Raw genomic sequence first — 19,063 nt, 5'->3', positions numbered from 1 at the left:
CCATGAGCGGCCCCAGACACGACTTCACCACGACTTCACCACGATGCGCGGAAAGTTCCGGGCACCGTGGCGTCAGTCCTTCATGTGCGGCCTAGAGCGTGACGACCGACAACGGCCGCGCGGCGGCCTTGGTCAGCGTGTTGCGCAGCGGCAGCGTGAACGGCGCCGCCTCGATCTCGAACACATCGCCCTCGCGGGTCGTCACGCCGTCCGCGAACGACAGCGTCGCAGTTCCAAAGAAATGGACATGGACGTCGCCGGGCCGGCGGAACAGGTCGTATTTGAAATGATGCGCCTCGAGGTTGGCGATCGTGTGCGACATGTTCGCCTCGCCCGACAGGAACGGCTTTTCCCACAGCACCGCGCCATCGCGGTGGATGCGGCTCGCCCCCTCGATATGCTCGGGCGGCGTGCCGACCAGCAGTTCGGGGCCGAGCGACGCCTGGCGCAGCTTCGAATGCGCGAGCCACAGATAATTGTGCCGCTCGGTCACATGGTCGCTGAACTCGTTGGCAAGGCACAGCCCGAGCCGGAACGGCGTTCCGTCGGGGCCGATCAGGTAGATCCCGGCGAGTTCGGGCTCCTCGCCGCCGTCCTCGGCGAAGTCGGGCATCGTCAGCGCGCCGCCCGGTGCGACCAGTCCCGAGCCGTCGCCCTTGTAGAACCATTCGGGCTGCTGGCCGCGCTGGCCCGGCGCCGGCTTGCCGCCCTCGACGCCCTCGAGGAACATCCGCATCGAATCGGTCTGCTTCGCCGTGTCGGCGGCGGCGCGGTGCATCTTGTCGCGTCCCTCGGCCGAGCCGAGATGAGTCAGGCCGGTGCCGGTCATGATCAGATGCGCCGGATCGACATGGTCGATCGGCGACACCAGACGTCCGGCGTCCAGCTCGGCCGCGATGTCGACGCCCGCGCCCGTTCCGCAGGCGGCTACGGTGGCCGCAAGGTCACTGCCGTCGGCGATCGCCTTGGCCGCGAGCGCACGGACGCTGTCGACCCCCTTCACGACCGCCGCGCCCTCGGCGGTCGCGGCGATCACCGAGCGCGTACCGTCGGCGCCGACATGCTGCAGCAAACGTAACGTCATCATTCTCTCCTGATGGACCCAACGGTCCCGGGTTGCACCGATACGCGGCGGAATTCCGCCATCAAACGCGCGAACGCCCCGATCGGCAAGAGCACGATCGAGGCGTATATATCGTATAAATGAACTGGCTAGAATAGTCGGACATGACACGCGGCAGACGGGATCGCCGGCCGCGCCTCCTTTTCAGGCTTAGGCGACCGGCTGAACGGGAGTCGGATCGGGCAGCGGATCGGTGACCTTGGAGCCCCACACCGCGTAGAACAGCACGTAGAGTTCACACGCCGCGGTCAGCAGGAACGACGACTGCAGGCCGTAGGTATCCGCCAGCCAGCCCTGCACGATCACCAGCGCACCACCGGCGATCGCCATGATCAGCAGCCCCGAGCCTTCCTCGGTCAACGGCCCGAGGCCCTTGATGCCGAGCGTGAAGATCGTCGGGAACATGATCGAGTGGAACAGCCCGACCGAGATCAGCGCCCACATCGCGACATGGCCGGTGGTGAAGGTCGCGATCAGCATGACGACGCACGCGCCGATGCTGGCGAACGCCAGCACGCGCTCGGCGGGAATCGTTCGCATGACGACGCTGCCGATCAGGCGGCCGACCATCATGCCGCCCCACAGGATGAACAGGTAGTGCGACGCCTGTTCGTGGCTGAGGTTGCCGATCTGCGGCTGGCTGACGAAGTTGATGAACAGGTTGGCGACGCCGATCTCGGCGACCAGGTAGATGAAGATCGCCGGGATGCCGAACACCAGGTTGCGGTGCGACCAGAGCGACAGGCCCTTGCGCGCCTCCTTGGCGGAGCGCTGCGTCGACGAGCCCATCGCCGGCAGCGGGAACTTGGCGATCACGATCGCAAGCACCACGAGAACGCCCGCGACGATCAGATACGGCAACACCACCGACTGCGCATCCGCGAGTCGCTCGGCGGCAGTCAGCGCGGTGGTCGATCCGGCCGCAGCCGTGCCCGAAGTCGAACGGCCAAGGATCAGATACCCGCCGAACAGCGGCGCCAGCGTCGCGCCGGCCGAGTTGAACGCCTGTACGAGGTTCAACCGCGACGACGCGGTCTCGGGCGGCCCGACCACTGCGACATAAGGGTTCGCCGCGACCTGCAGCAGCGTGATCCCGCTCGCGATGATGAACAACGCGACCAGCGTGACGCCGTAGGACGGGATCCGCGCCGCGGGCACCATCAGTAGCGCACCGCCCGCCATCAGCGCGAGGCCGAACACCATCGACTTCTGATAGCCGATCCGCTCGATCAGCTTGGCCGACGGGATCGACGCGAAGAAATAGGCGATGAACCAGACGCTCTCGATCAGCGTCGTCTGCGTGTAGCTCAGGTCGAACACGCTGCGCAGGTGCGGCAGCAGCGTGTTGTTGATGACCGTGATGAAGCCCCACATGAAGAACAGGCTGGCCAGCAATGTCAGCGCCGACCGATAGCTCGGCCCCGCCTCCTGCGTTCCCTGCTCCAAGGGTCGTGTCGTCTGTGTAGGCTGTATCGGCATCGCCATGTTCGTCCATCCTCCGTGCCATGTCGGCGACCGATCGACAGTCTTTCACCGCATGGCTTGCTCAGAAATATATTGTCGGACTATATACCCCGGCAAGGCGCGTCAACGGCGTCGGACGATTAAGGATGGGAACCTAAATGCGCGGACTGGGGAAGACGGGGATCATCGTGGCGACGTTACTGGCGGTCATGCCGACACAGGCTGCGCACGCTGCCGAGGCGAAGCGTTCGCCCGCGGGCACGCTGAAGGACGGCACCGCGATCGAGGCGATCACGCTCAGCAACGCGCACGGCATCTCCGCGCGCGTCCTGTCCTATGGCGCGACGCTGCAATCGCTGATGGGCCCGGACCGCAGCGGCAAGATCGCCGACGTCATGCTCGGCTATGACGACCTCGCCTCCTATGTCGATCATCCCAATTTCTTCGGCGTCACCGTCGGCCGCTATGCCAACCGCATCGCTGGCGGCAAGTTCACGCTCGACGGCAAGACCTACCAGTTGCCGCTCAACGACAAGACCAACTCGCTGCACGGCGGCGGCAAGGGTTTCGACAAGACCGCGTGGAAGGTCCTTTCGGTCAAGAGCGGCCCGGTCGCCACGCTGGTGCTCGGCCATCGCAGCCCCGATGGCGAAGCCGGCTATCCGGGCAACCTCGACGTCACCGTCACCTACACGCTCGACGAGGCGGGCAATCTCGGCATCGCCTATGACGCGAAGACCGACAAGCCGACGGTGGTCAACATGACCAACCACGCGATCTTCGATCTCGGCGGCGAAGGCTCGCGGATCGGCACCTATGGCCACCGCCTGACGATTCCCGCCAAGGCGATCACCCCGGTCGACGCCAGGCTGATCCCGACCGGCGCGCTGCAACCGGTCGACGGCACCGTGTTCGACTTCCGGGCCGGCCGTATCGTCGGCGACGGCATCCGCGACGGCCGCGACCAGCAGATCCGCTACGGCCAGGGCTACGATCACAATTTCGCGCTCGACAAGGGCCTGACCGCCAAGCCGGAACTGGCCGCGCGGCTCGAGGATCCCGCATCCGGCCGCGTGCTCGAAGTGCTGACGACCGAGCCCGGCGTGCAGTTCTACACCGGCAATTTCCTTGACGGGACGTATGTCGGCAAGCACGGCCATCTTTACCGGATGGGTGACGGGATCGCGCTCGAACCGCAGAAATTCCCCGATGCCCCGAACAAACCGAACTTCGTCTCCGCGCGCGTCGATCCGGGCAAGCCGTATCACCACGCGATGATCTACCGCCTTTCCGTCGCCCGCTGACACCCGATCTCCAGAAAGCTCCCGATGACCGACATGTCCCCCGCTTCCAGCAAGCTCCGCAGCCGCGCGTGGTTCGACAACCCCGAGAATATCGACATGACCGCGCTCTATCTCGAGCGTTATCTGAACTTCGGGCTGAGCCTCGAGGAACTGCGCTCGGGCAAGCCGATCATCGGCATCGCGCAGACCGGCAGCGACCTGAGCCCTTGCAACCGCCATCACCTCGTGCTCGCCGAACGTCTGCGCGAGGGTATCCGTGAAGCCGGCGGCATCGCGCTCGAATTCCCGGTCCATCCGATCCAGGAAACCGGCAAGCGCCCGACCGCCGGGCTCGACCGCAACCTCGCGTACCTGGCGCTGGTCGAGGTGCTCTACGGCTATCCGCTCGACGGCGTGGTGCTGACGATCGGCTGCGACAAGACCACGCCGGCCTGCCTGATGGCGGCAGCAACCGTCAACATCCCGGCGATCGCGCTGTCGGTCGGGCCGATGCTCAACGGCTGGCACAAGGGCGAGCGGACCGGTTCGGGGACGATCGTGTGGAAAGCGCGCGAACTGCTCGCGACCGGCGCGATCGACGACGAGGGCTTTATCAAGCTCGTGGCGTCCTCCGCCCCGTCGACCGGCTATTGCAACACGATGGGCACCGCGACGACGATGAACAGCCTTGCCGAGGCACTTGGCATGCAGCTGCCCGGCTCGGCCGCGATTCCTGCGCCGTACCGTGACCGCCAGGAGATCGCCTACAAGACCGGGAAGCGGATCGTCGACATGGTCGCCGAAGACCTGAAGCCCAGCGACATCCTGACCAAGGAGGCGTTCCACAACGCGATCGTCGTCAATTCGGCGATCGGCGGTTCGACCAACGCACCGATCCACCTGGCCGCGATCGCGCGTCACATCGGCGTCGACCTGCCGATCGACGACTGGCAGACGCACGGCCACAAGGTGCCGCTGATGGTCAACCTCCAGCCCGCCGGCGAGTATCTCGGCGAGGATTATTATCATGCGGGCGGCGTCCCCGCCGTGGTCGGTGAACTGATCAAGCAGGGTCTGATCCACGAAGACGCGATGACCGCCAACGGCAGGACGATGGGCGACAATTGCCGCGATGCGACGATCGAGGACGAGCGAGTCATCCGTCCGTTCGCGACGCCGCTGCTCCAGGACGCGGGCTTCATCGTGTTGCGCGGCAATCTGTTCGACAGTGCGATCATGAAGACCAGCGTGATCTCGCCCGAATTCCGTGCGCGCTACCTTTCGAACCCCGACGATCCCGAGGCGTTCGAAGGCCCCGCGGTCGTGTTCGACGGGCCGGAGGATTATCACCACCGGATCGACGATCCCTCGCTCGGGATCACCACCGACACGCTGCTGTTCATGCGTGGCGCGGGGCCGATCGGCTATCCGGGTGCCGCCGAAGTCGTCAACATGCGGCCGCCCGCGTATCTGATCCGCGAAGGCGTCCATGCGCTGCCGTGCATCGGCGACGGGCGCCAGTCGGGCACGTCGGGGTCGCCGTCGATCCTCAACGCCAGCCCTGAAGCCGCGGCGATGGGCGGCCTCGCGCTGATCCGCACCGGCGACCGAGTCCGCATCGATCTCGGCAAGGGCACTGCCGACGTGCTAATCTCCGACGAGGAACTCGCCGAACGCCGCCGGACGCTGACCGCGGCGGGCGGCTATGCCTATCCCGGCTCGCAGACTCCGTGGCAGGAAATCCAGCGCGCCACCGTCGGCCAGCTACAGACCGGCGCGATCCTCGAAGGCGCCGAGAAGTACCAGCGCATCGCGCAGACCATGGGCCTCCCCCGCGACAACCACTGATCGCGGTAAACGTAGCGCCCACGACTCTTCCCCCCTCCCTGAAAGGGAGGGGTCGGGGGTGGGTCGGCTTCCGCATATTAGAACGTCGGCGGCACAAGCGGGCCTACCCACCCCCAGCGCCTCCCTTCCAGGGAGGGGAGCCCGTACCGCCCGTGGTTAGGCCGGTGGCATCTCGCCCCGCACTCCCAACGCCCCGCACAATCTTACCGATTGCCCAACGACGTCGCCGATGCGAAACGATGCCATGACGCACGGACGGCATCGACGGTGAAACGGGTCACGATACGCGACGTCGCGATCGCGAGCGGAACGTCGATCAAGACCGTCAGCCGCGTTCTCAACAAGGAGCGCTATGTCGGGGCCGAGACGCGCGAGAAGGTCGAGCGCGCCGTTGCAGACCTGAACTTCCGCCCCAGTTTCGCCGCGCGCACGCTCGCCGGGAATCGCTCGTTCCAGGTTGCGCTCGTCTGCGACAACCCCAGCCCTGCCTATGTCTACGCGATGCAGCAGGGCATCCGCGATCGGTGCGAGGTCGACGGGGTTCGCGTCCTCACCCAGCCCTACGACCGGGGCTCGCCGCGCCTGCTCGCCGATCTCGACGCACTGATCGCGACCAGCGGCCCCGATGGGATCATCCTCACGCCGCCGCTATCGGATAACGACGAGGTGCTGGCGCTGCTCGCGGCGCGCGCGATCCCGTTCGTCCGCGTGTCGCCCGGGACTCGGGCAGGCCTCGCGCCGGCGACGTTCATCGACAATGTCACCGCCGCGCATGAACTGACCGCCCATTTGCTCGAGCGTGGTCATCGCCGGATCGCACACATCGCCGGCCCACGCGACTACGCGACGAGCGCACAGCGCCGGACCGGCTACGAGGCCGCGCTGCTGGCGGCCGGCATCGCGCCCGATACCGATCTGATCGTCGAGGGCCGGTACGACTTCGCCAGCGGTGCGGAGGCCGCGGAAGCGTTGCTCGCGCTCCGCTCCCCGCCGACCGCGATCTTCGCGGGCTCGGACGAGATGGCGGCGGGTGCCTTGATGGTCGCGCATCGCCGCGGCCTGCGCATCCCGACCGACATCGCGATCGCCGGGTTCGGCGACGATGCCTTGGCGAGCTATGTCTGGCCGCCGCTGACGACGGTCCGCCAGCCGGTCCGCGATCTCGCCTGGCAGGCAGCGGACTTGCTGCTGAGCCGTGCCGATCCCGACGAGCTGCGCCAGGTCCCGCACGCGCTGGTGGTGCGCGCCTCGACCTAGCCGATCAGCAACTCGGCCGCGGCGAGCGACAGCACGAACGCGGTCACGGTCGCCGCCAGGATCACGAGCAACGGCCGCGGCCCCGCCTTCAGCAACTGCGCCATCGGCGAGCGGATCGCGGTCGCCGTCACCGCCGCCGCGAGCAGCCCGGTCGCCAGTGCCTCCGCACCACCGATCACCACGGTTGGAATGACGACCAGCGAATTGACCCCGGCCAGCAAGAAGAACCCGACGACGAACCACGGGATGCCGACGCCCTTTCCCGCCGTACCGCGCGGCAGGAACAGCGCGACGATCGCCAGCACGGGCGCCAGCAGCGCGACGCGGGTCAGCTTCACGATCGCCGCGATCTGTCCCGCGCCTTCAGAATAGGAATAGCCCGCGCCCAAGGCTTGCGCGACGTCGTGGATCGACGCGCCGAGCAGGAACCCCGCGCGCAGATCGGACAGCCCGAGCGCGTGCGCGGCGAGCGGATACAGCACCATCGCGGTCGCGCTCATCGCAGAAATCCCGACCAGCACCAAAGTCAGTTGCGCCTGGCTCGCGCGCCGTTCACCGAGCAACGTCGCCAGCGCCAGCGCGGCGGACGCGCCGCAGATCGCAACCGCGCCGCCCGCCAGCGTCCCGAACGCGGTGTCGTAGCCGAACCGCCGCGCGGCCAGGATACCCACCCCCATCGTCGCCGCGACAATCACAAGCACCGACAGCAGCGCGACCGGCCCCAGCGCGGCGATCTGCCCGAAGGTGATCCGCACGCCGACGAGCACGATGCCCCAGCGCAGCAGCGAGCGCGACGCGAACGCGAGCCCCGGCGTCAGTCGTGAATCCGCCGATAGGAAATTGAGCGCAAGCCCGATCAGCAGCGCCATCAGCGTCAGCGGTGCGCCATACCGGTCGGCAAGGAACCCCGCCGCCAATGTCCCCGCCGCGACGACGGTCAGCCCCGGCGCGAAACTGCGCCACGTGACCTGCGGGCTAGGCTCCAGATCGCCATAGAGGTCGGCCGCGGCTGGCGCCGGCCGTTGCAGAGGGCGTTGCGGGTTGGCGCCCGGGGCTGCATGAAGGCTCATACGACGAAGGTCTAGCGCGATCGGTGCGCCTATGACACCGTTATCGGAACGATGAAATCAGGAGAGCCTATGCCCACCGATCGCAGGCGCTGGATCATCGTCGCGCTCGTCTTCGTGGCGATCATGCTGAACTATGTCGACCGCCAGATCCTCTCGCTGTTGAAGCCGACGCTCGAGGCCGAGTTCCACTGGTCGGACCAGGATTACGCCAACATGCTGTCGGCGTTCCAGGTCGCGGCGGCGGTCGCCTTTCTCGGCACCGGCTGGTTCATCGACCGCGTCGGGCTGAAGCTCGGCTTCGCGCTCGGCGTCGCGGTGTGGAGCCTTGCTGGGATGGCGCATGCTGTGGTCAGCAGCGTCGGCGGCTTCATCGCCGCGCGCGTCGTTCTGGGCGGCGCGGAATCGATCGGCACCCCCGCCGCGGTCAAGTCGGCGGCGACCTATTTCACGCAGCGCGAGCGATCGATCGCGCTCGGGATCGGCAACACCGCGCCCAACATCGGCGCGGTCATCACCCCGCTGGTAGTCCCCGCGCTGGCCGTCGCCTATGGCTGGCGCGCAGCGTTCCTCGCAGCCGGCGCGCTTGGGCTCGTCTGGGTCGTGGTCTGGTTCTCGGTGCGGATCCCCGCGGTCGCCGAGAGCAGCGTGCGGCCCGCGCCGATCCGCTGGTCCGATCTGTTCAAGCGCCGCGAAACCGCCGCGATCGCGATCGCCAAGGTTCTGTCGGATCAGGTCTGGTTCTTTATGCTCGCGTGGCTGCCCGACCTGTTCCACCGGATGTTTGGCCTGCCGCAGGGCACCGTCGGGCTCCCGGTCGCGCTGGCCTATGCGATGGCGGCGGCGGGGGCGCTGACCGGCGGCTGGCTGCCGACGCGGCTGATGGCGCGCGGCTGGAGCGTCGATCGCGCGCGCAAGGGCACGATGCTGCTCTACGCGCTGCTCGTCCTGCCGGTGACGCTGGTGCTGGTGGTCGACGATGCGTGGTCGGCAGCGCTGCTGCTCGGGCTCGGGCTGTTCGCGCATCAGGGATTTTCGACCAACGTCTTCGCGCTCGCCACTGATATCGTCCCCGCGCGCGCGGTCGGCTCGACGATCGGGATCGCCGCATTCTGCGGCAACATGTGGTCGATCGTGCTGATCCAGCTGGCCGCGGTGTCGCTGGCGGCGGGCTATGGCTACGGCCCGCTGCTAGGCGTCTGCTCGGTGTCCTACCTATTAGCGCTGGGGCTGGTCCAGCTCATCATCCCGACCATCGTCGCGGTTCCGGATGACGGGTCGGACGTCGTGGCGATGGCCCACTGACGTCCGACCTGAAGGTCAGAAGTTGATCCGGCCGGTCACCCCGTAATAGCGATCCGCCTCGCGCGGGATGATGTAGCGATACGCGCCACCCGGCCCGCCGCTCGTGATCGCCGAGGCGAAGCTCGTATCGAACACGTTTTTGACCGCGAAGGTCAGGCGAAACCGGTCGTCGCGCTCGACGATCCCCGCCGACAGGTCGAGCAGGCCGTAGCCCTTGATCGTCGTCGCGTCGCGGATCGCCGCGCTCGCGTCGAGCTGCGAGATCTGCTTCGATTGGTAGCTGCTCTGTGCGCCCAGCGCGAAGTCGATCCGCCCACCCGTGCGATAGCGATAGTCGGCGCCGAGCGACCCCTTCCATTTCGGCGCATAGCCGAGCGGCGTGCCCGAGGGCACCACGCCGGTCGTCACGCCGTTGGTCGGCACCTTGAACTGATCGATATGCGCGTCGGTATAGGCGAGCCCACCCGAAAAGCTCAGGTCGCGGACCGGCTGAAACACCAGATCCAGTTCGCCGCCGCGCGTCGAAATCTCGCCCGCATTGGTGAACCGGGTCACCAGCACGCCCGCGACGATGTCGGGGTTGTTCGCCTGGAAATTATGATATTTCGCATAGAACGCCGCGAGGTTGACGACCAGCTTGCCACCCAACAGCGTGTTCTTCAGGCCAAGCTCGTAGCTGTCGGCGGTCTCCGGCGCGATCACGTTGGTCCCGGTCGCGGTCAGGTTGTAGAAGATATTGAACGCCGGCCCCTTATAGCCGCGCGAATAGGTGGCGTAGGCGGTCGACTGCCGGACGATGTCGAACTGCACGCCGCCCTTGCCCGACCAATTGTCGTTGGTGGTCTTGGCGGTGAACGGCACGCCGTTCGAGAACGCCACCGCCTGTGTCGCGGCGAGGGTCGGAACGACACCCTGCCCGACCAGCCGGACATAGGCGTCGTTCACGCCCTGGTCGAAATTGGGGTTGATGCCGGGGCCGGTCAGCGTGGTCCGGCGGATATGCGACACGTCGAGCTGGTCGGTCGTATAGCGAACCCCGCCGATCAGGCGAAGGCGATCCGTGAGCCGCAGCGTCCCCTGCCCGAACAGCGCGAAGTTCTTGAACACCGAACCGAAGTCCGCAGTCCCGGTCGGTCGCGTCGTCGCCGTGCCCGCAGCCCCGCACGGAGTCAGCACGGTGGTCGAGGTCGCCCCGGTGCACGCGATGTCGTTGCGCGTGAAATTCCGCTCGGTCTCGGCGCGCGAATAATAGGCGCCCAGCACATAGCTGAAGAACTGGTTCGATGGCGACGTCAGCCGCAGTTCCTGCGTCAGCGTGTTGCTCACCTGCGGCCCGAAATCGTGCAGCTGGTTCAGCCCGACATAGGCCCGCGGCAGCCAATCGCCATCGCGGATCTCCTCGTTGTCGTATTCGCGGTACGAGCCGATATAGGTCAGCGTCTGGCTGCCGAGCGTCCAGTCGACCTGACCCGAAGCCCCCCAACTCTTCTCGTTCGAGCGCGTCACCAGATCCTGATTGATCACCCGCGACTTGTCGCCCCGCGGCGTCGGAAGGACGGTGGCCGACAGGTTGTTGGGCACGGTCCCGATCACCTCGGCGCAGCAATTGTCCTTGCTCCGGCGATAGTCGGCGATCAGCGTGATGGTCAGATCGGGCGTCGGATCGGCGACGACGATCCCGCGCACGCCGTAATGCTTGTAGCCATTGACGCGATCATTGCCCTGCGCGAGGTTACGGATGTTGCCGTCGTAATGGCCATAGAAGCCCGTGATCCGGCTCTTGATGATCCCCGAGATCGGCAGATCGACCGCACCGCGCACGCGGTACTCGCTGCCGTTGCTGTAATAGCCGCCCTCGACATAGCCGCCGAAGTCGTTGCCGGGCCGCTTGGTGACGATGTTGATCACGCCCGCGCTGGTGTTCTTGCCGAACAGCGTGCCCTGCGGTCCGCGCAGCACCTCGATCCGGTCGACGTCGATCAGGTCGCTGAACGCTTCCCCGGCGCGGCTGTAGACCACGCCGTCGACCACCGTGGAGATCGACGGTTCGCCGGCGATCGAGAAGGTCGAGGTCCCGACCCCGCGCAGGAACAGCGACTGGTTGATCGCGGTGCCCGATTTGCGGAAGTTGAGCGTCGGCACGAGATATTGCGCGCTTTCGAGGTTGGTGCCGCCCTTCGCGCTGATCGCATCGCCCGATATCACCGACACCGCGACCGGCACGTCCTGCAACCGCTCGGACCGCTTCTGCGCGGTGACGACGATATCGCCCGGCTGGTTCTGCGTGCCCGCAACCGGAGCCCCAGCGTCTGCAACGGGCGCAGCCTGTGCCGCATCGGTCGGCGGGGCCGCCGGCGCCTGCTGCGCGAAGGCCGGGGTCGCGATCGCCAGTGCGACGAGGCCGACGCCCGTCAACAATCCCGTGTTCATCTCTGCTCTCCCTTTTCCCATCTGTTCGATAGGTTATAGTTGAAACTCCGCCTTGTCGTCGGCGGTTCGTCTTTGGTCCGGGCAAGGCCCGCTATCCTCGAAACTCCAGCGTCAGAACCCCAGTTCGCGCATCTCCACGACGCGGTGTTCCCGCGCGCTGATCTCGGCCGCGGTGCCGATCGCGACCGCCATCAGCCCGTCGCGCGCGGTCACTTCGACGGCCCCCTCGCCGCGCACCGCCGCGATGAATTTCTGATGCTCGTAGAAGGTCGACCCGTGATGGCTGCCCGCGTCGAGCGCGACCGGATCGACCGCGACCACGCGGCGCATCGCCCGCTTGGGATTGCGGAAGCCGACGCGCGGCGAATGAATCAAAGCACCCTCGGGGATCAGCACCTCGAGCCGCGCGGCGTCGCCGACCGCGGCGATCTCCTCCTGGTTCTCGGCCCCATCGGCGAACATCGACAGATCGAGCATCGCGCGGACGCCATTGGCGAAGTCGATCGTCGTGTAGCTGTTGTCGATGATGTCGGGGCGCTCTCCGTCATAGCGCTCGTCGAGATGGTTCACGTCCATCGCCCCCGAGCAATAGACGCGCACCGCCTCGGACTGCGTGATCAGCCGCATCAGATCGAAGAAATGGCAGCATTTCTCGACCATCGTCCCGCCGGTGTTGCGCGCGAACCGGTTCCAGTCGCCGACCTTGGGCAGGAAAGGAAAGCGGTGCTCGCGGATCGACAGCATCTTCAGCGCGCCGATCGCGCCGTCGTGTATCTCGTCGATGAACGCGGCGGCGGGCGGCATGTAGCGATATTCCATCGCGGTCCAAAACGGCACGTCGCTCGCCTCGGCTTGTTCGACGATCCAGCGCGCATCGTCGATCGTCGTCGCCAGCGGCTTTTCGCACAGGATCGCGATCCCCTCGCCGAACAGCGGGGTCAACACGTCGCGGTGCGTGTTGTTCGGGCTCGCGACGATGACTGCATCGACCAGACCGCTTTTGGCCAGCGCGCCAGAATCGGCAAACGCGGTCACGCCATCCGCCCCCGCGCCCAGCGCATCGCGGGCCCAGCCGAGCGAGGCCTCGGTCGGATCGGCGATCGCGGTCACCACCGCGCCCGGCGTGACGGCGAGGTTGGCGAGATGCTCCACGCCCATCATGCCGGTGCCTACCAACCCGTAACGGACTTGCTCAACCGGCATTCGCACCCCTATCATGACAACGATGTCTGATCTTCATGTTACACCTGATTCGCGTCCCCTCGGCAAGAGCGGAATCCTCGTCTCACCGATCGCCTGGGGCATGTGGCGGTTCGCCGGCAACTCGGAGCAGGAGGGCCGTGCGCTGATCGACGCGGCGTTCGACGCCGGCGTGACGCTGTTCGACACCGCCGACATCTACGGGTTCGACGGCAGCGGCGGGTTCGGCGATGCCGAGACGCTGCTCGGCCGCATCTTCGCCGCATCGCCGGGCTTGCGCGACCGCATGGTGCTCGCGACCAAGGGCGGCATCACCCCGCCGGTGCCCTATGATTCGAGCCGCGACTATCTGATGGCCGCGCTTGAGGCGTCGCTCAAGCGGATGCAGGTCGAGCAGGTCGATCTCTACCAGATCCATCGCCCCGATATCCTGACGCACCCGCACGAGATCGCCCGCACGCTCGAAGACATGGTGACGGCGGGCAAGGTGCGCAGCATCGGCGTGTCGAACTACACGCCTGCGCAGACCGCAACGCTCGCATCGTTCCTGACGAACGTGTCGATCGCGACGCAGCAGCCCGAATTTTCGCCGCTGTTCCTCGATCCGATGACCAACGGGCTGTTCGATCAGGCGATCGAGCACGACATCGCCGTCCTTGCCTGGTCACCGCTCGGCGGCGGTCGCATCGCCAAGCCGACGACGCCGCACGAAACCGCGGTCGCCGATGCGCTCGACACGGTCGCGGCGAAGTTCGGCGTCAGTCGCTCGGTCGCCACCTACAGCTGGATCATGGCGCATCCGGCGCGCGTGATTCCGATCGTCGGCACGCAGAATGCCGGCCGGATCGCCGAACTGCGCGACATCTTCAAGGTCAGCTGGTCGCGCGACGACTGGTACGCGGTCCTGACCGCCGCCTGCGGGGAGCCGCTGCCATGACGGCCCGTTCAGCGCCGAAGAGCCCTTGCGAGGTTTCGTGGTTCTCGGCGCTCTGCGACGACGATTACGAATTTCTCGGCCAGCCCGATCCCGCACTGGCGTCGAGCTGGGAGCATTGCCGCGACATCGTGATGCAGGCCGAAACCGGCGGCTTCGACAATATCCTGCTGCCGTCGGGCTATGCGCTGGGGATCGACACGACCGCGTTCGCCGCGGGGATCGCTGCGCTGACCAAGCGGATCAAGCTGCTGATGGCGGTGCGCGTCGGCGAATCCTGGCCGCCGCAGCTCGCACGCCAGATCGCGACGCTCGACCAGATGACCGGCGGTCGCCTGACGATCAACATCATCTCGTCGGACATGCCCGGCGAAACGCTCGCCTCGGCGCCACGCTACGCCCGCACAGTCGAGGCGATGCATATCCTCAAGACGCTGCTCAACGGCGAAGCGCTCGATCACCAGGGCGAGTTCTGGCAATTGAAGGTCGATCCACCACGAGTCCGCACGGTCTCGGGGAAGGCACCCCTGCTCTATTTCGGCGGCCTGTCGCCCGACGCGCGCGAGGCGGCGGCCAAGGGCTGCGACGTCTTCCTGATGTGGCCCGACAAGAAGGAGACGGTCGCCGCGATCATCGCCGACATGACCGCGCGCGCCGCCGCGCATGGCCGCACGCTCCGCTTCGGCTACCGCGCGCATGTCATCGTTCGCGATACAGAGGCGGAGGCGCGCACCTATGCCGACCGGCTGCTGTCGAAGCTCGACGCGCAACAGGGTGCCGAGATCCGCGCGAAGTCGCTCGACTCCAATTCGGCGGGCGTCGCCGCGCAGGCTGCGTTGCGCGAAACCGCCGCCGATGACGGCTATGCCGAGGAGAATCTGTGGACCGGCGTCGGTCGCGCGCGCTCGGGCTGCGGCGCGGCGATCGTCGGCGACCCCAATCAGGTCCTCGCCAAGCTGCGCATGTACCAGGACATGGGGATCGAGGCGTTTATCCTCTCTGGCTACCCCCACGCCGCCGAGGCCGACCTGTTCGCCCGCCACGTCCTGCCGCACATCGATCACGCGCCTTTGGCCCGGTAACGGCACCACTGTAACGCGCCACTGTGAGGATCGCCGGACGCCCGCCGACGACCGACATTTATACCTGTCGCGCTGGTAGTTTCCGATCGCTCGCCCGCGGTCAAACGCCGGTAAGGAACCCGCCACTCTAACGCAGGCGGTGGCCATGACGGATCAACATAACGACGGCGCTGCGATCGCACCGGACGACTACGACAACGACGACGCGGCCTATTTCCGCACGCGCGCGGCATGGCATCTCGACCGCGCATCAGTCGCGTCCGATGCTTCGACCCGCAACCTGCATCACAAGTTCGCGAAGCTGTATCACGCCCGCGCGTTGGCCTGAGAAACGCAGTGGCCTGAGTACCGCTCTGTCCTATGATGGTACAATCCCCCTAGTATTCTCGACAAAACTACCAGGAACCAAGTGGTTAGGATTGGGTTTAAGCGCCTGATCCGATTGCACGTCGCCGTCGGACGACCACTGGAGCGTTGCCCATGAAGCGCATGTTTGGAACCGCCGGGGCCTTGCCCTCGTGCCGCGCCTTGCCTGCTGCGTCGCTCCTCGGATGCGACGCGCCGGCCGTATAGCGACCCTCCGGCAGCCGCATCCCGCACTCGGGATCCGCCCCCCTCCCCAGACTCCGCGCAATTCGTGCGTCGGCTCAGTGTCAGGCGGGCGACGATCTTTTCAACCAAAGGACACGACCATGAACAAGGACGAATTTCAGGGCGGTGCACGCTATGTCGGCGGCAAGGTCGAAAAGGCCATCGGCGACACCGTGAACAGTCGTGACTGGCAGGTTGACGGCGTCGTCGATCAGGTCGCGGGTGGCGCGCAGAACCTGTACGGCCGCGCCAAGTCGGCGATCGGCGACGTCGTCGACGGTGCCCCCGAACTCGCCGACAAGCTCGGCAGCGAGGCCCGTCATGCCGCCGACCGCACCGCCGAGGTCGCGCGTCAGGGCGCCCGCACTGCGCAGAGCTCCGCCAAGGATGCGCCCCTGCTCCAGGCACTCGGCGCAGCGGCGGTCGGCTATGGCCTCGCCTGGCTCGTTCACGGTCAGCGCGACTAAGCCGGTGACGTTGGTCCCGATCCTCAAATCGCTTCGCGACTCCGCCGATCTGCGTCATCTGCGCCAGATCATCGCGGGGCTCGACGAAGGGGTGATCCTGATCGATCCCGATCAATCGATCCTGTGGGCAAACGCTGCGGCGCTCGCCATGCACGGGGTGGACTCGCTCGAGGATATCGGGGCCAACGTCGACGATTACCGCGGGCGCTTTCAATTGCGCTATCGCAACAACCACCGGCTGAACGGCGCCGACTATCCGATCGAGCGCGTCGTGTCGGGCGAGGCGTTCTCGCAGGTCGTGGTCGAGGTTGCGGTCTCTGGCGAGGATGATCCGCGCTGGGTCCATCAGGTCCGCAGCCTGGTCCTGACCGACGAAGACGACGCCCCCGAATGCCTCGTCATGATCATCCAGGACGTGTCGGCGCAGTTCGAGGCGGAGGACCGCTTTGAACAGTCGTTCAACGCGAACCCGGCACCGGCGGTAATCTGTCGCCTGAGCGATCTTCGCTTTGTGAAGGTCAATCAGGGGTTCGTCGACATGACGGGCCACGACAAGGCCACCGTTCTGTCGCGTACCCTGTACGACATCGATGTGCTCGAACGTGCCGAAAAGCGCGATCTGGCGAAGCAGCGGCTGTCCGAAGGGCGAACGATTCCGCAGATGGAGGCGGAACTCGATCTGCCCGACGGCGGGACCAAGCTCGTCATCGTTGCGGGTCAGCCAATCGATATGGGGGATCAGCCCTGCATGCTGTTCACCTTCGCCGATCTCGAACCGCGCCGGAAGGCCGAGACCGCGCTGCGCCAGAGCGAGGATCGTTTCATGCGGACCTTCTCGCTTGCCCCCGTGGCACTGGCGATCGGCTCGCTCGACGGTCACCGCATGTGCGACGTGAACGAAGCCTTCACCGCTCTGACCGGCTATGCGCCGCAGGAGATCGTCGGCCGCCCGCTGGGCGAGGTCGGGCTATGGGAAACGCCGGCGATCCGGACCGCAATCGAGGCGGAAATCGACGCGGGTATTCCCATTCGCGATCGTGAGACGCGCATCCGGGAGAAAGACGGCGAAGTTCTCGACTGCATGATCTCCGCCGAGCCGATCCAGCTCGGCGACGAACCCTGCGTGCTGTGGGCGATGCGCGATATCAGCACGAGAAAAGCGTCCGAGCGCGAGCTCGTCAACGCGATCGAGGCGGTGATGAAGGATACGAGCTGGCTCAGCCGCTCGATCATGGAAAAGCTTGCCCGGATCAGGACCCCGGAAACCGCGCCGATCGGCGTCGGTCTCGACGAGCTGACCCAGCGCGAGCGCGAGGTGCTGGCGCTCATCTGCCGCGGTCTCGACGACAAATCGATCGCCCGCACGCTCGACGTATCGGGCAACACCGTTCGTAACCACGTCGCCCGGATTTATTCGAAGATCGGCGTCAATCGTCGCAATGCCGCCGCCGCTTGGGCGCGCGCGCGCGGGTTTGACGGTGACTCGATGCCGGTGCCGACGCCGCAGCGCTCCAGCGCGCCCGCCAAGGAGATGGCCGCATGACCAGCAAAAAAGACGCCGACGAGATTAAGGAGAGCCGCGTCCGCCAGGCCAAAGGCTCGGTGCAGGAAGCGATCGGCAAGATCATCGGCGACGTCGCCGTCGAGAAGCGAGGCTCAAGCGAAAGCGAGGCCGGCGCCCGACAGGCGAAAGCCAAGCGCCCCGCCAAGGGCCCCGCAAATCCCCCCATCGACCGGGACGACGACAAGTAGGCGTCCCTCGACACGATTAAATCAACAGGAGTGAGTATGGCTATCAATACGACAACCGGCGTTTTGCCGGAACATGAAGCACGATTCGTGAAGACGCCCGCGCGCATCTCGTGGGGCGCGATCTTTGCCGGCGTGGTGATCGCGATCGCGGTCCAGCTCGTCCTCGGCATCCTCGGCACCGGCATCGGGCTCAGCCTCGTCGACCCGGTCGAAGGCACCACCCCGGGCGCAGCCGGCTTCGGCATCGGCGCTGGCATCTATTGGGTCATCACGACCGTCATCGCGCTCGGCGCCGGTGGCTATTCGGCGGCGCGTCTCGCTGGCGTCCATGACCGTTTCGATGGTCTCGTCCACGGGCTGGTCGTCTGGGGCGTGACCCTCATCCTCACGCTGTACCTGCTCACCTCGGCCGTCGGCGGCATCATCGGCGGCGCATTCCGCACCGTCGGTTCGGTCGCGACCGCAGCCGGCAGCGGCATCGGCGCAGCAGCCCCCAAGGTCGCCGACGTTGCCGGCGTCGACACTACCGACGTGCGCGACGAGGCGTCGGCTTATCTGTCGACCGCACCGTCGGACCCCGCCCAGATGACCCCTGAGCAGGCTCAGAAGGAAATCGCCAAGGAACTGCCGGCGCTTGCTCGTGGTGGCCAGGACGGTGCGCAGGCTGAAAGCCGCATCGTCGACATCGTCGCCGCCCAGCGCAAGATCAGCCGTCCCGAGGCTCAGGCTCAGGTGACGCGCGCCAAGGCGCAGTTCGTGAAGACCAAGGATACTGCGATCCAGACCGCCAAGTCGGCTGCCGATACGGCTGCCGGGGCAGCCGCCGGGACGTCGTTCATGGTCGTGATCGCACTGTTGATCGGTGCCGCTGCTGCCGGCTTCGGGGCGACCGCCGCGACGCGCCGCCGCGTCTGATAATCGCGCCTGACAGTGATGCGGGGACGGTATCAGCCAAACCGGTAACGTCCCCGTTCAGTATACGATTTCACGACACTACACTACGCCGCTGCCGACGAGTTCGTGCAGCGGCGTAATAGTATGTCCTTCATACTCAATATCTTACGAGGCATACCATGACCAAGCCGCCGTCCGACGACCATCTTCTCAACGCGGCGATTCAGCAGGCGCTTGCGATTGCCGATGCGCAGGGCAACAATCTGGTCGCGGCCTTACTGGCCGAAGCACTCGACGCGGCGGGCGACAGCGACGACCGTTGAAACCTGTTGATACACAAGCCTGCTGGAGACCTTCTCCCACGCT

Annotated in this window: 17 protein-coding genes; 12 read left to right on the top strand and 5 right to left on the bottom strand. The window is 66.4% G+C overall.

Annotated elements, in window-relative coordinates:
* Positions 1 to 91: 91 nt before the first annotated feature.
* Both araD1 and ACLBWL_RS07685 read right to left on the bottom strand, forming a co-directional pair.
* A complete protein-coding gene (araD1, locus tag ACLBWL_RS07690) occupies positions 92 to 1,084 on the bottom strand; it encodes an AraD1 family protein (protein ID WP_447792061.1) in 993 nt (330 codons plus the stop codon).
* A 189-nt stretch (positions 1,085 to 1,273) separates the two neighbouring features.
* Positions 1,274 to 2,602 (bottom strand): sugar MFS transporter, encoded by a 1,329-nt coding sequence (locus tag ACLBWL_RS07685; RefSeq protein ID WP_447792059.1) that lies wholly within the window; start codon positions 2,600 to 2,602, stop codon positions 1,274 to 1,276.
* 194 nt (positions 2,603 to 2,796) lie between these two features.
* Between ACLBWL_RS07685 and ACLBWL_RS07680 the strand changes: the two genes are divergently transcribed.
* The 3 genes from ACLBWL_RS07680 (at position 2,797) to ACLBWL_RS07670 (ending at position 6,975) form a co-directional block, all read left to right on the top strand.
* Complete coding sequence (locus tag ACLBWL_RS07680; RefSeq protein WP_447792057.1) at positions 2,797 to 3,891, top strand: aldose epimerase family protein; 1,095 nt, start codon at positions 2,797 to 2,799, stop codon at positions 3,889 to 3,891.
* 24 nt (positions 3,892 to 3,915) lie between these two features.
* Complete coding sequence (locus tag ACLBWL_RS07675) at positions 3,916 to 5,718, top strand: IlvD/Edd family dehydratase (protein ID WP_447791653.1); 1,803 nt, start codon at positions 3,916 to 3,918, stop codon at positions 5,716 to 5,718.
* Between the two features lie 267 nt (positions 5,719 to 5,985).
* Positions 5,986 to 6,975, top strand: a complete 990-nt coding sequence (locus tag ACLBWL_RS07670) for a LacI family DNA-binding transcriptional regulator (protein ID WP_447791651.1) — start codon at positions 5,986 to 5,988, stop codon at positions 6,973 to 6,975.
* On the opposite strand, the gene ACLBWL_RS07665 is transcribed toward ACLBWL_RS07670, so the two are convergent.
* The gene (locus ACLBWL_RS07665; protein WP_447791649.1) at positions 6,972 to 8,045 is read right to left on the bottom strand and encodes a YeiH family protein; all 1,074 of its coding nucleotides are present in this window, start codon (positions 8,043 to 8,045) and stop codon (positions 6,972 to 6,974) included. The genes ACLBWL_RS07670 and ACLBWL_RS07665 overlap by 4 nt on opposite strands.
* 69 nt (positions 8,046 to 8,114) lie before the next feature.
* Here ACLBWL_RS07665 and ACLBWL_RS07660 point away from each other — a divergent pair, with 69 nt between their 5' ends.
* The gene (locus ACLBWL_RS07660; protein WP_447791647.1) at positions 8,115 to 9,347 is read left to right on the top strand and encodes an MFS transporter; all 1,233 of its coding nucleotides are present in this window, start codon (positions 8,115 to 8,117) and stop codon (positions 9,345 to 9,347) included.
* A gap of 15 nt (positions 9,348 to 9,362) precedes the next feature.
* Here ACLBWL_RS07660 and ACLBWL_RS07655 read toward each other — a convergent pair whose 3' ends face one another.
* Positions 9,363 to 11,777 (bottom strand): TonB-dependent receptor, encoded by a 2,415-nt coding sequence (locus tag ACLBWL_RS07655; protein ID WP_447791645.1) that lies wholly within the window; start codon positions 11,775 to 11,777, stop codon positions 9,363 to 9,365.
* Between the two features lie 111 nt (positions 11,778 to 11,888).
* On the bottom strand, positions 11,889 to 12,980 hold the full coding sequence (locus ACLBWL_RS07650) for a Gfo/Idh/MocA family protein (RefSeq protein ID WP_447791643.1): 1,092 nt from the start codon (positions 12,978 to 12,980) through the stop codon (positions 11,889 to 11,891).
* A 22-nt stretch (positions 12,981 to 13,002) separates the two neighbouring features.
* Between ACLBWL_RS07650 and ACLBWL_RS07645 the strand changes: the two genes are divergently transcribed.
* The 8 genes from ACLBWL_RS07645 (at position 13,003) to ACLBWL_RS07610 (ending at position 19,020) form a co-directional block, all read left to right on the top strand.
* Positions 13,003 to 13,914, top strand: a complete 912-nt coding sequence (locus tag ACLBWL_RS07645; RefSeq protein ID WP_447791641.1) for an aldo/keto reductase — start codon at positions 13,003 to 13,005, stop codon at positions 13,912 to 13,914.
* Positions 13,911 to 14,993, top strand: a complete 1,083-nt coding sequence (locus ACLBWL_RS07640) for an LLM class flavin-dependent oxidoreductase (protein WP_447791639.1) — start codon at positions 13,911 to 13,913, stop codon at positions 14,991 to 14,993. The genes ACLBWL_RS07645 and ACLBWL_RS07640 overlap by 4 nt, the downstream gene beginning before the upstream one ends.
* 145 nt (positions 14,994 to 15,138) lie before the next feature.
* Positions 15,139 to 15,321 carry a hypothetical protein gene (locus ACLBWL_RS07635; protein WP_447791637.1) on the top strand — a complete coding sequence of 61 codons (183 nt, stop codon included), beginning with the start codon at positions 15,139 to 15,141 and terminating at the stop codon, positions 15,319 to 15,321.
* 364 nt (positions 15,322 to 15,685) lie between these two features.
* On the top strand, positions 15,686 to 16,051 hold the full coding sequence (locus ACLBWL_RS07630; protein ID WP_447791635.1) for a CsbD family protein: 366 nt from the start codon (positions 15,686 to 15,688) through the stop codon (positions 16,049 to 16,051).
* A complete protein-coding gene (locus tag ACLBWL_RS07625; RefSeq protein WP_447791633.1) occupies positions 16,014 to 17,594 on the top strand; it encodes a PAS domain S-box protein in 1,581 nt (526 codons plus the stop codon). The genes ACLBWL_RS07630 and ACLBWL_RS07625 overlap by 38 nt, the downstream gene beginning before the upstream one ends.
* On the top strand, positions 17,591 to 17,803 hold the full coding sequence (locus tag ACLBWL_RS07620; protein WP_447791631.1) for a hypothetical protein: 213 nt from the start codon (positions 17,591 to 17,593) through the stop codon (positions 17,801 to 17,803). The genes ACLBWL_RS07625 and ACLBWL_RS07620 overlap by 4 nt, the downstream gene beginning before the upstream one ends.
* A 36-nt stretch (positions 17,804 to 17,839) precedes the next feature.
* Positions 17,840 to 18,718: a hypothetical protein gene (locus tag ACLBWL_RS07615; protein ID WP_447791630.1), complete on the top strand. Its 879-nt coding sequence runs from the start codon at positions 17,840 to 17,842 to the stop codon at positions 18,716 to 18,718.
* A 158-nt stretch (positions 18,719 to 18,876) separates the two neighbouring features.
* Positions 18,877 to 19,020 (top strand): hypothetical protein, encoded by a 144-nt coding sequence (locus ACLBWL_RS07610; protein ID WP_447791628.1) that lies wholly within the window; start codon positions 18,877 to 18,879, stop codon positions 19,018 to 19,020.
* Positions 19,021 to 19,063: the final 43 nt, after the last annotated feature.

It is taken from the genome of Sphingomonas sp. M1A8_2b, assembly GCF_053345535.1.
Note: the sequence above shows the minus strand (reverse complement) of the source record. Positions and strands in the feature narration are given on the sequence as shown.

What these genes read in the sequence shown, in the direction of transcription:
- ACLBWL_RS07655 (WP_447791645.1), bottom strand. Translation starts at nt 11,777, where the DNA reads ATGAACACGGGATTGTTGACGGGCGTCGGCCTCGTCGCACTGGCGATC.
- ACLBWL_RS07650 (WP_447791643.1), bottom strand. Translation starts at nt 12,980, where the DNA reads ATGCCGGTTGAGCAAGTCCGTTACGGGTTGGTAGGCACCGGCATGATG.
- ACLBWL_RS07610 (WP_447791628.1), top strand. Translation starts at nt 18,877, where the DNA reads ATGACCAAGCCGCCGTCCGACGACCATCTTCTCAACGCGGCGATTCAG.
- ACLBWL_RS07665 (WP_447791649.1), bottom strand. Translation starts at nt 8,045, where the DNA reads ATGAGCCTTCATGCAGCCCCGGGCGCCAACCCGCAACGCCCTCTGCAA.
- ACLBWL_RS07635 (WP_447791637.1), top strand. Translation starts at nt 15,139, where the DNA reads ATGACGGATCAACATAACGACGGCGCTGCGATCGCACCGGACGACTAC.
- ACLBWL_RS07625 (WP_447791633.1), top strand. Translation starts at nt 16,014, where the DNA reads ATGGCCTCGCCTGGCTCGTTCACGGTCAGCGCGACTAAGCCGGTGACG.
- araD1 (WP_447792061.1), bottom strand. Translation starts at nt 1,084, where the DNA reads ATGACGTTACGTTTGCTGCAGCATGTCGGCGCCGACGGTACGCGCTCG.
- ACLBWL_RS07685 (WP_447792059.1), bottom strand. Translation starts at nt 2,602, where the DNA reads ATGCCGATACAGCCTACACAGACGACACGACCCTTGGAGCAGGGAACG.
- ACLBWL_RS07675 (WP_447791653.1), top strand. Translation starts at nt 3,916, where the DNA reads ATGACCGACATGTCCCCCGCTTCCAGCAAGCTCCGCAGCCGCGCGTGG.
- ACLBWL_RS07630 (WP_447791635.1), top strand. Translation starts at nt 15,686, where the DNA reads ATGAACAAGGACGAATTTCAGGGCGGTGCACGCTATGTCGGCGGCAAG.
- ACLBWL_RS07660 (WP_447791647.1), top strand. Translation starts at nt 8,115, where the DNA reads ATGCCCACCGATCGCAGGCGCTGGATCATCGTCGCGCTCGTCTTCGTG.
- ACLBWL_RS07640 (WP_447791639.1), top strand. Translation starts at nt 13,911, where the DNA reads ATGACGGCCCGTTCAGCGCCGAAGAGCCCTTGCGAGGTTTCGTGGTTC.
- ACLBWL_RS07620 (WP_447791631.1), top strand. Translation starts at nt 17,591, where the DNA reads ATGACCAGCAAAAAAGACGCCGACGAGATTAAGGAGAGCCGCGTCCGC.
- ACLBWL_RS07615 (WP_447791630.1), top strand. Translation starts at nt 17,840, where the DNA reads ATGGCTATCAATACGACAACCGGCGTTTTGCCGGAACATGAAGCACGA.
- ACLBWL_RS07680 (WP_447792057.1), top strand. Translation starts at nt 2,797, where the DNA reads ATGCCGACACAGGCTGCGCACGCTGCCGAGGCGAAGCGTTCGCCCGCG.
- ACLBWL_RS07645 (WP_447791641.1), top strand. Translation starts at nt 13,003, where the DNA reads ATGTCTGATCTTCATGTTACACCTGATTCGCGTCCCCTCGGCAAGAGC.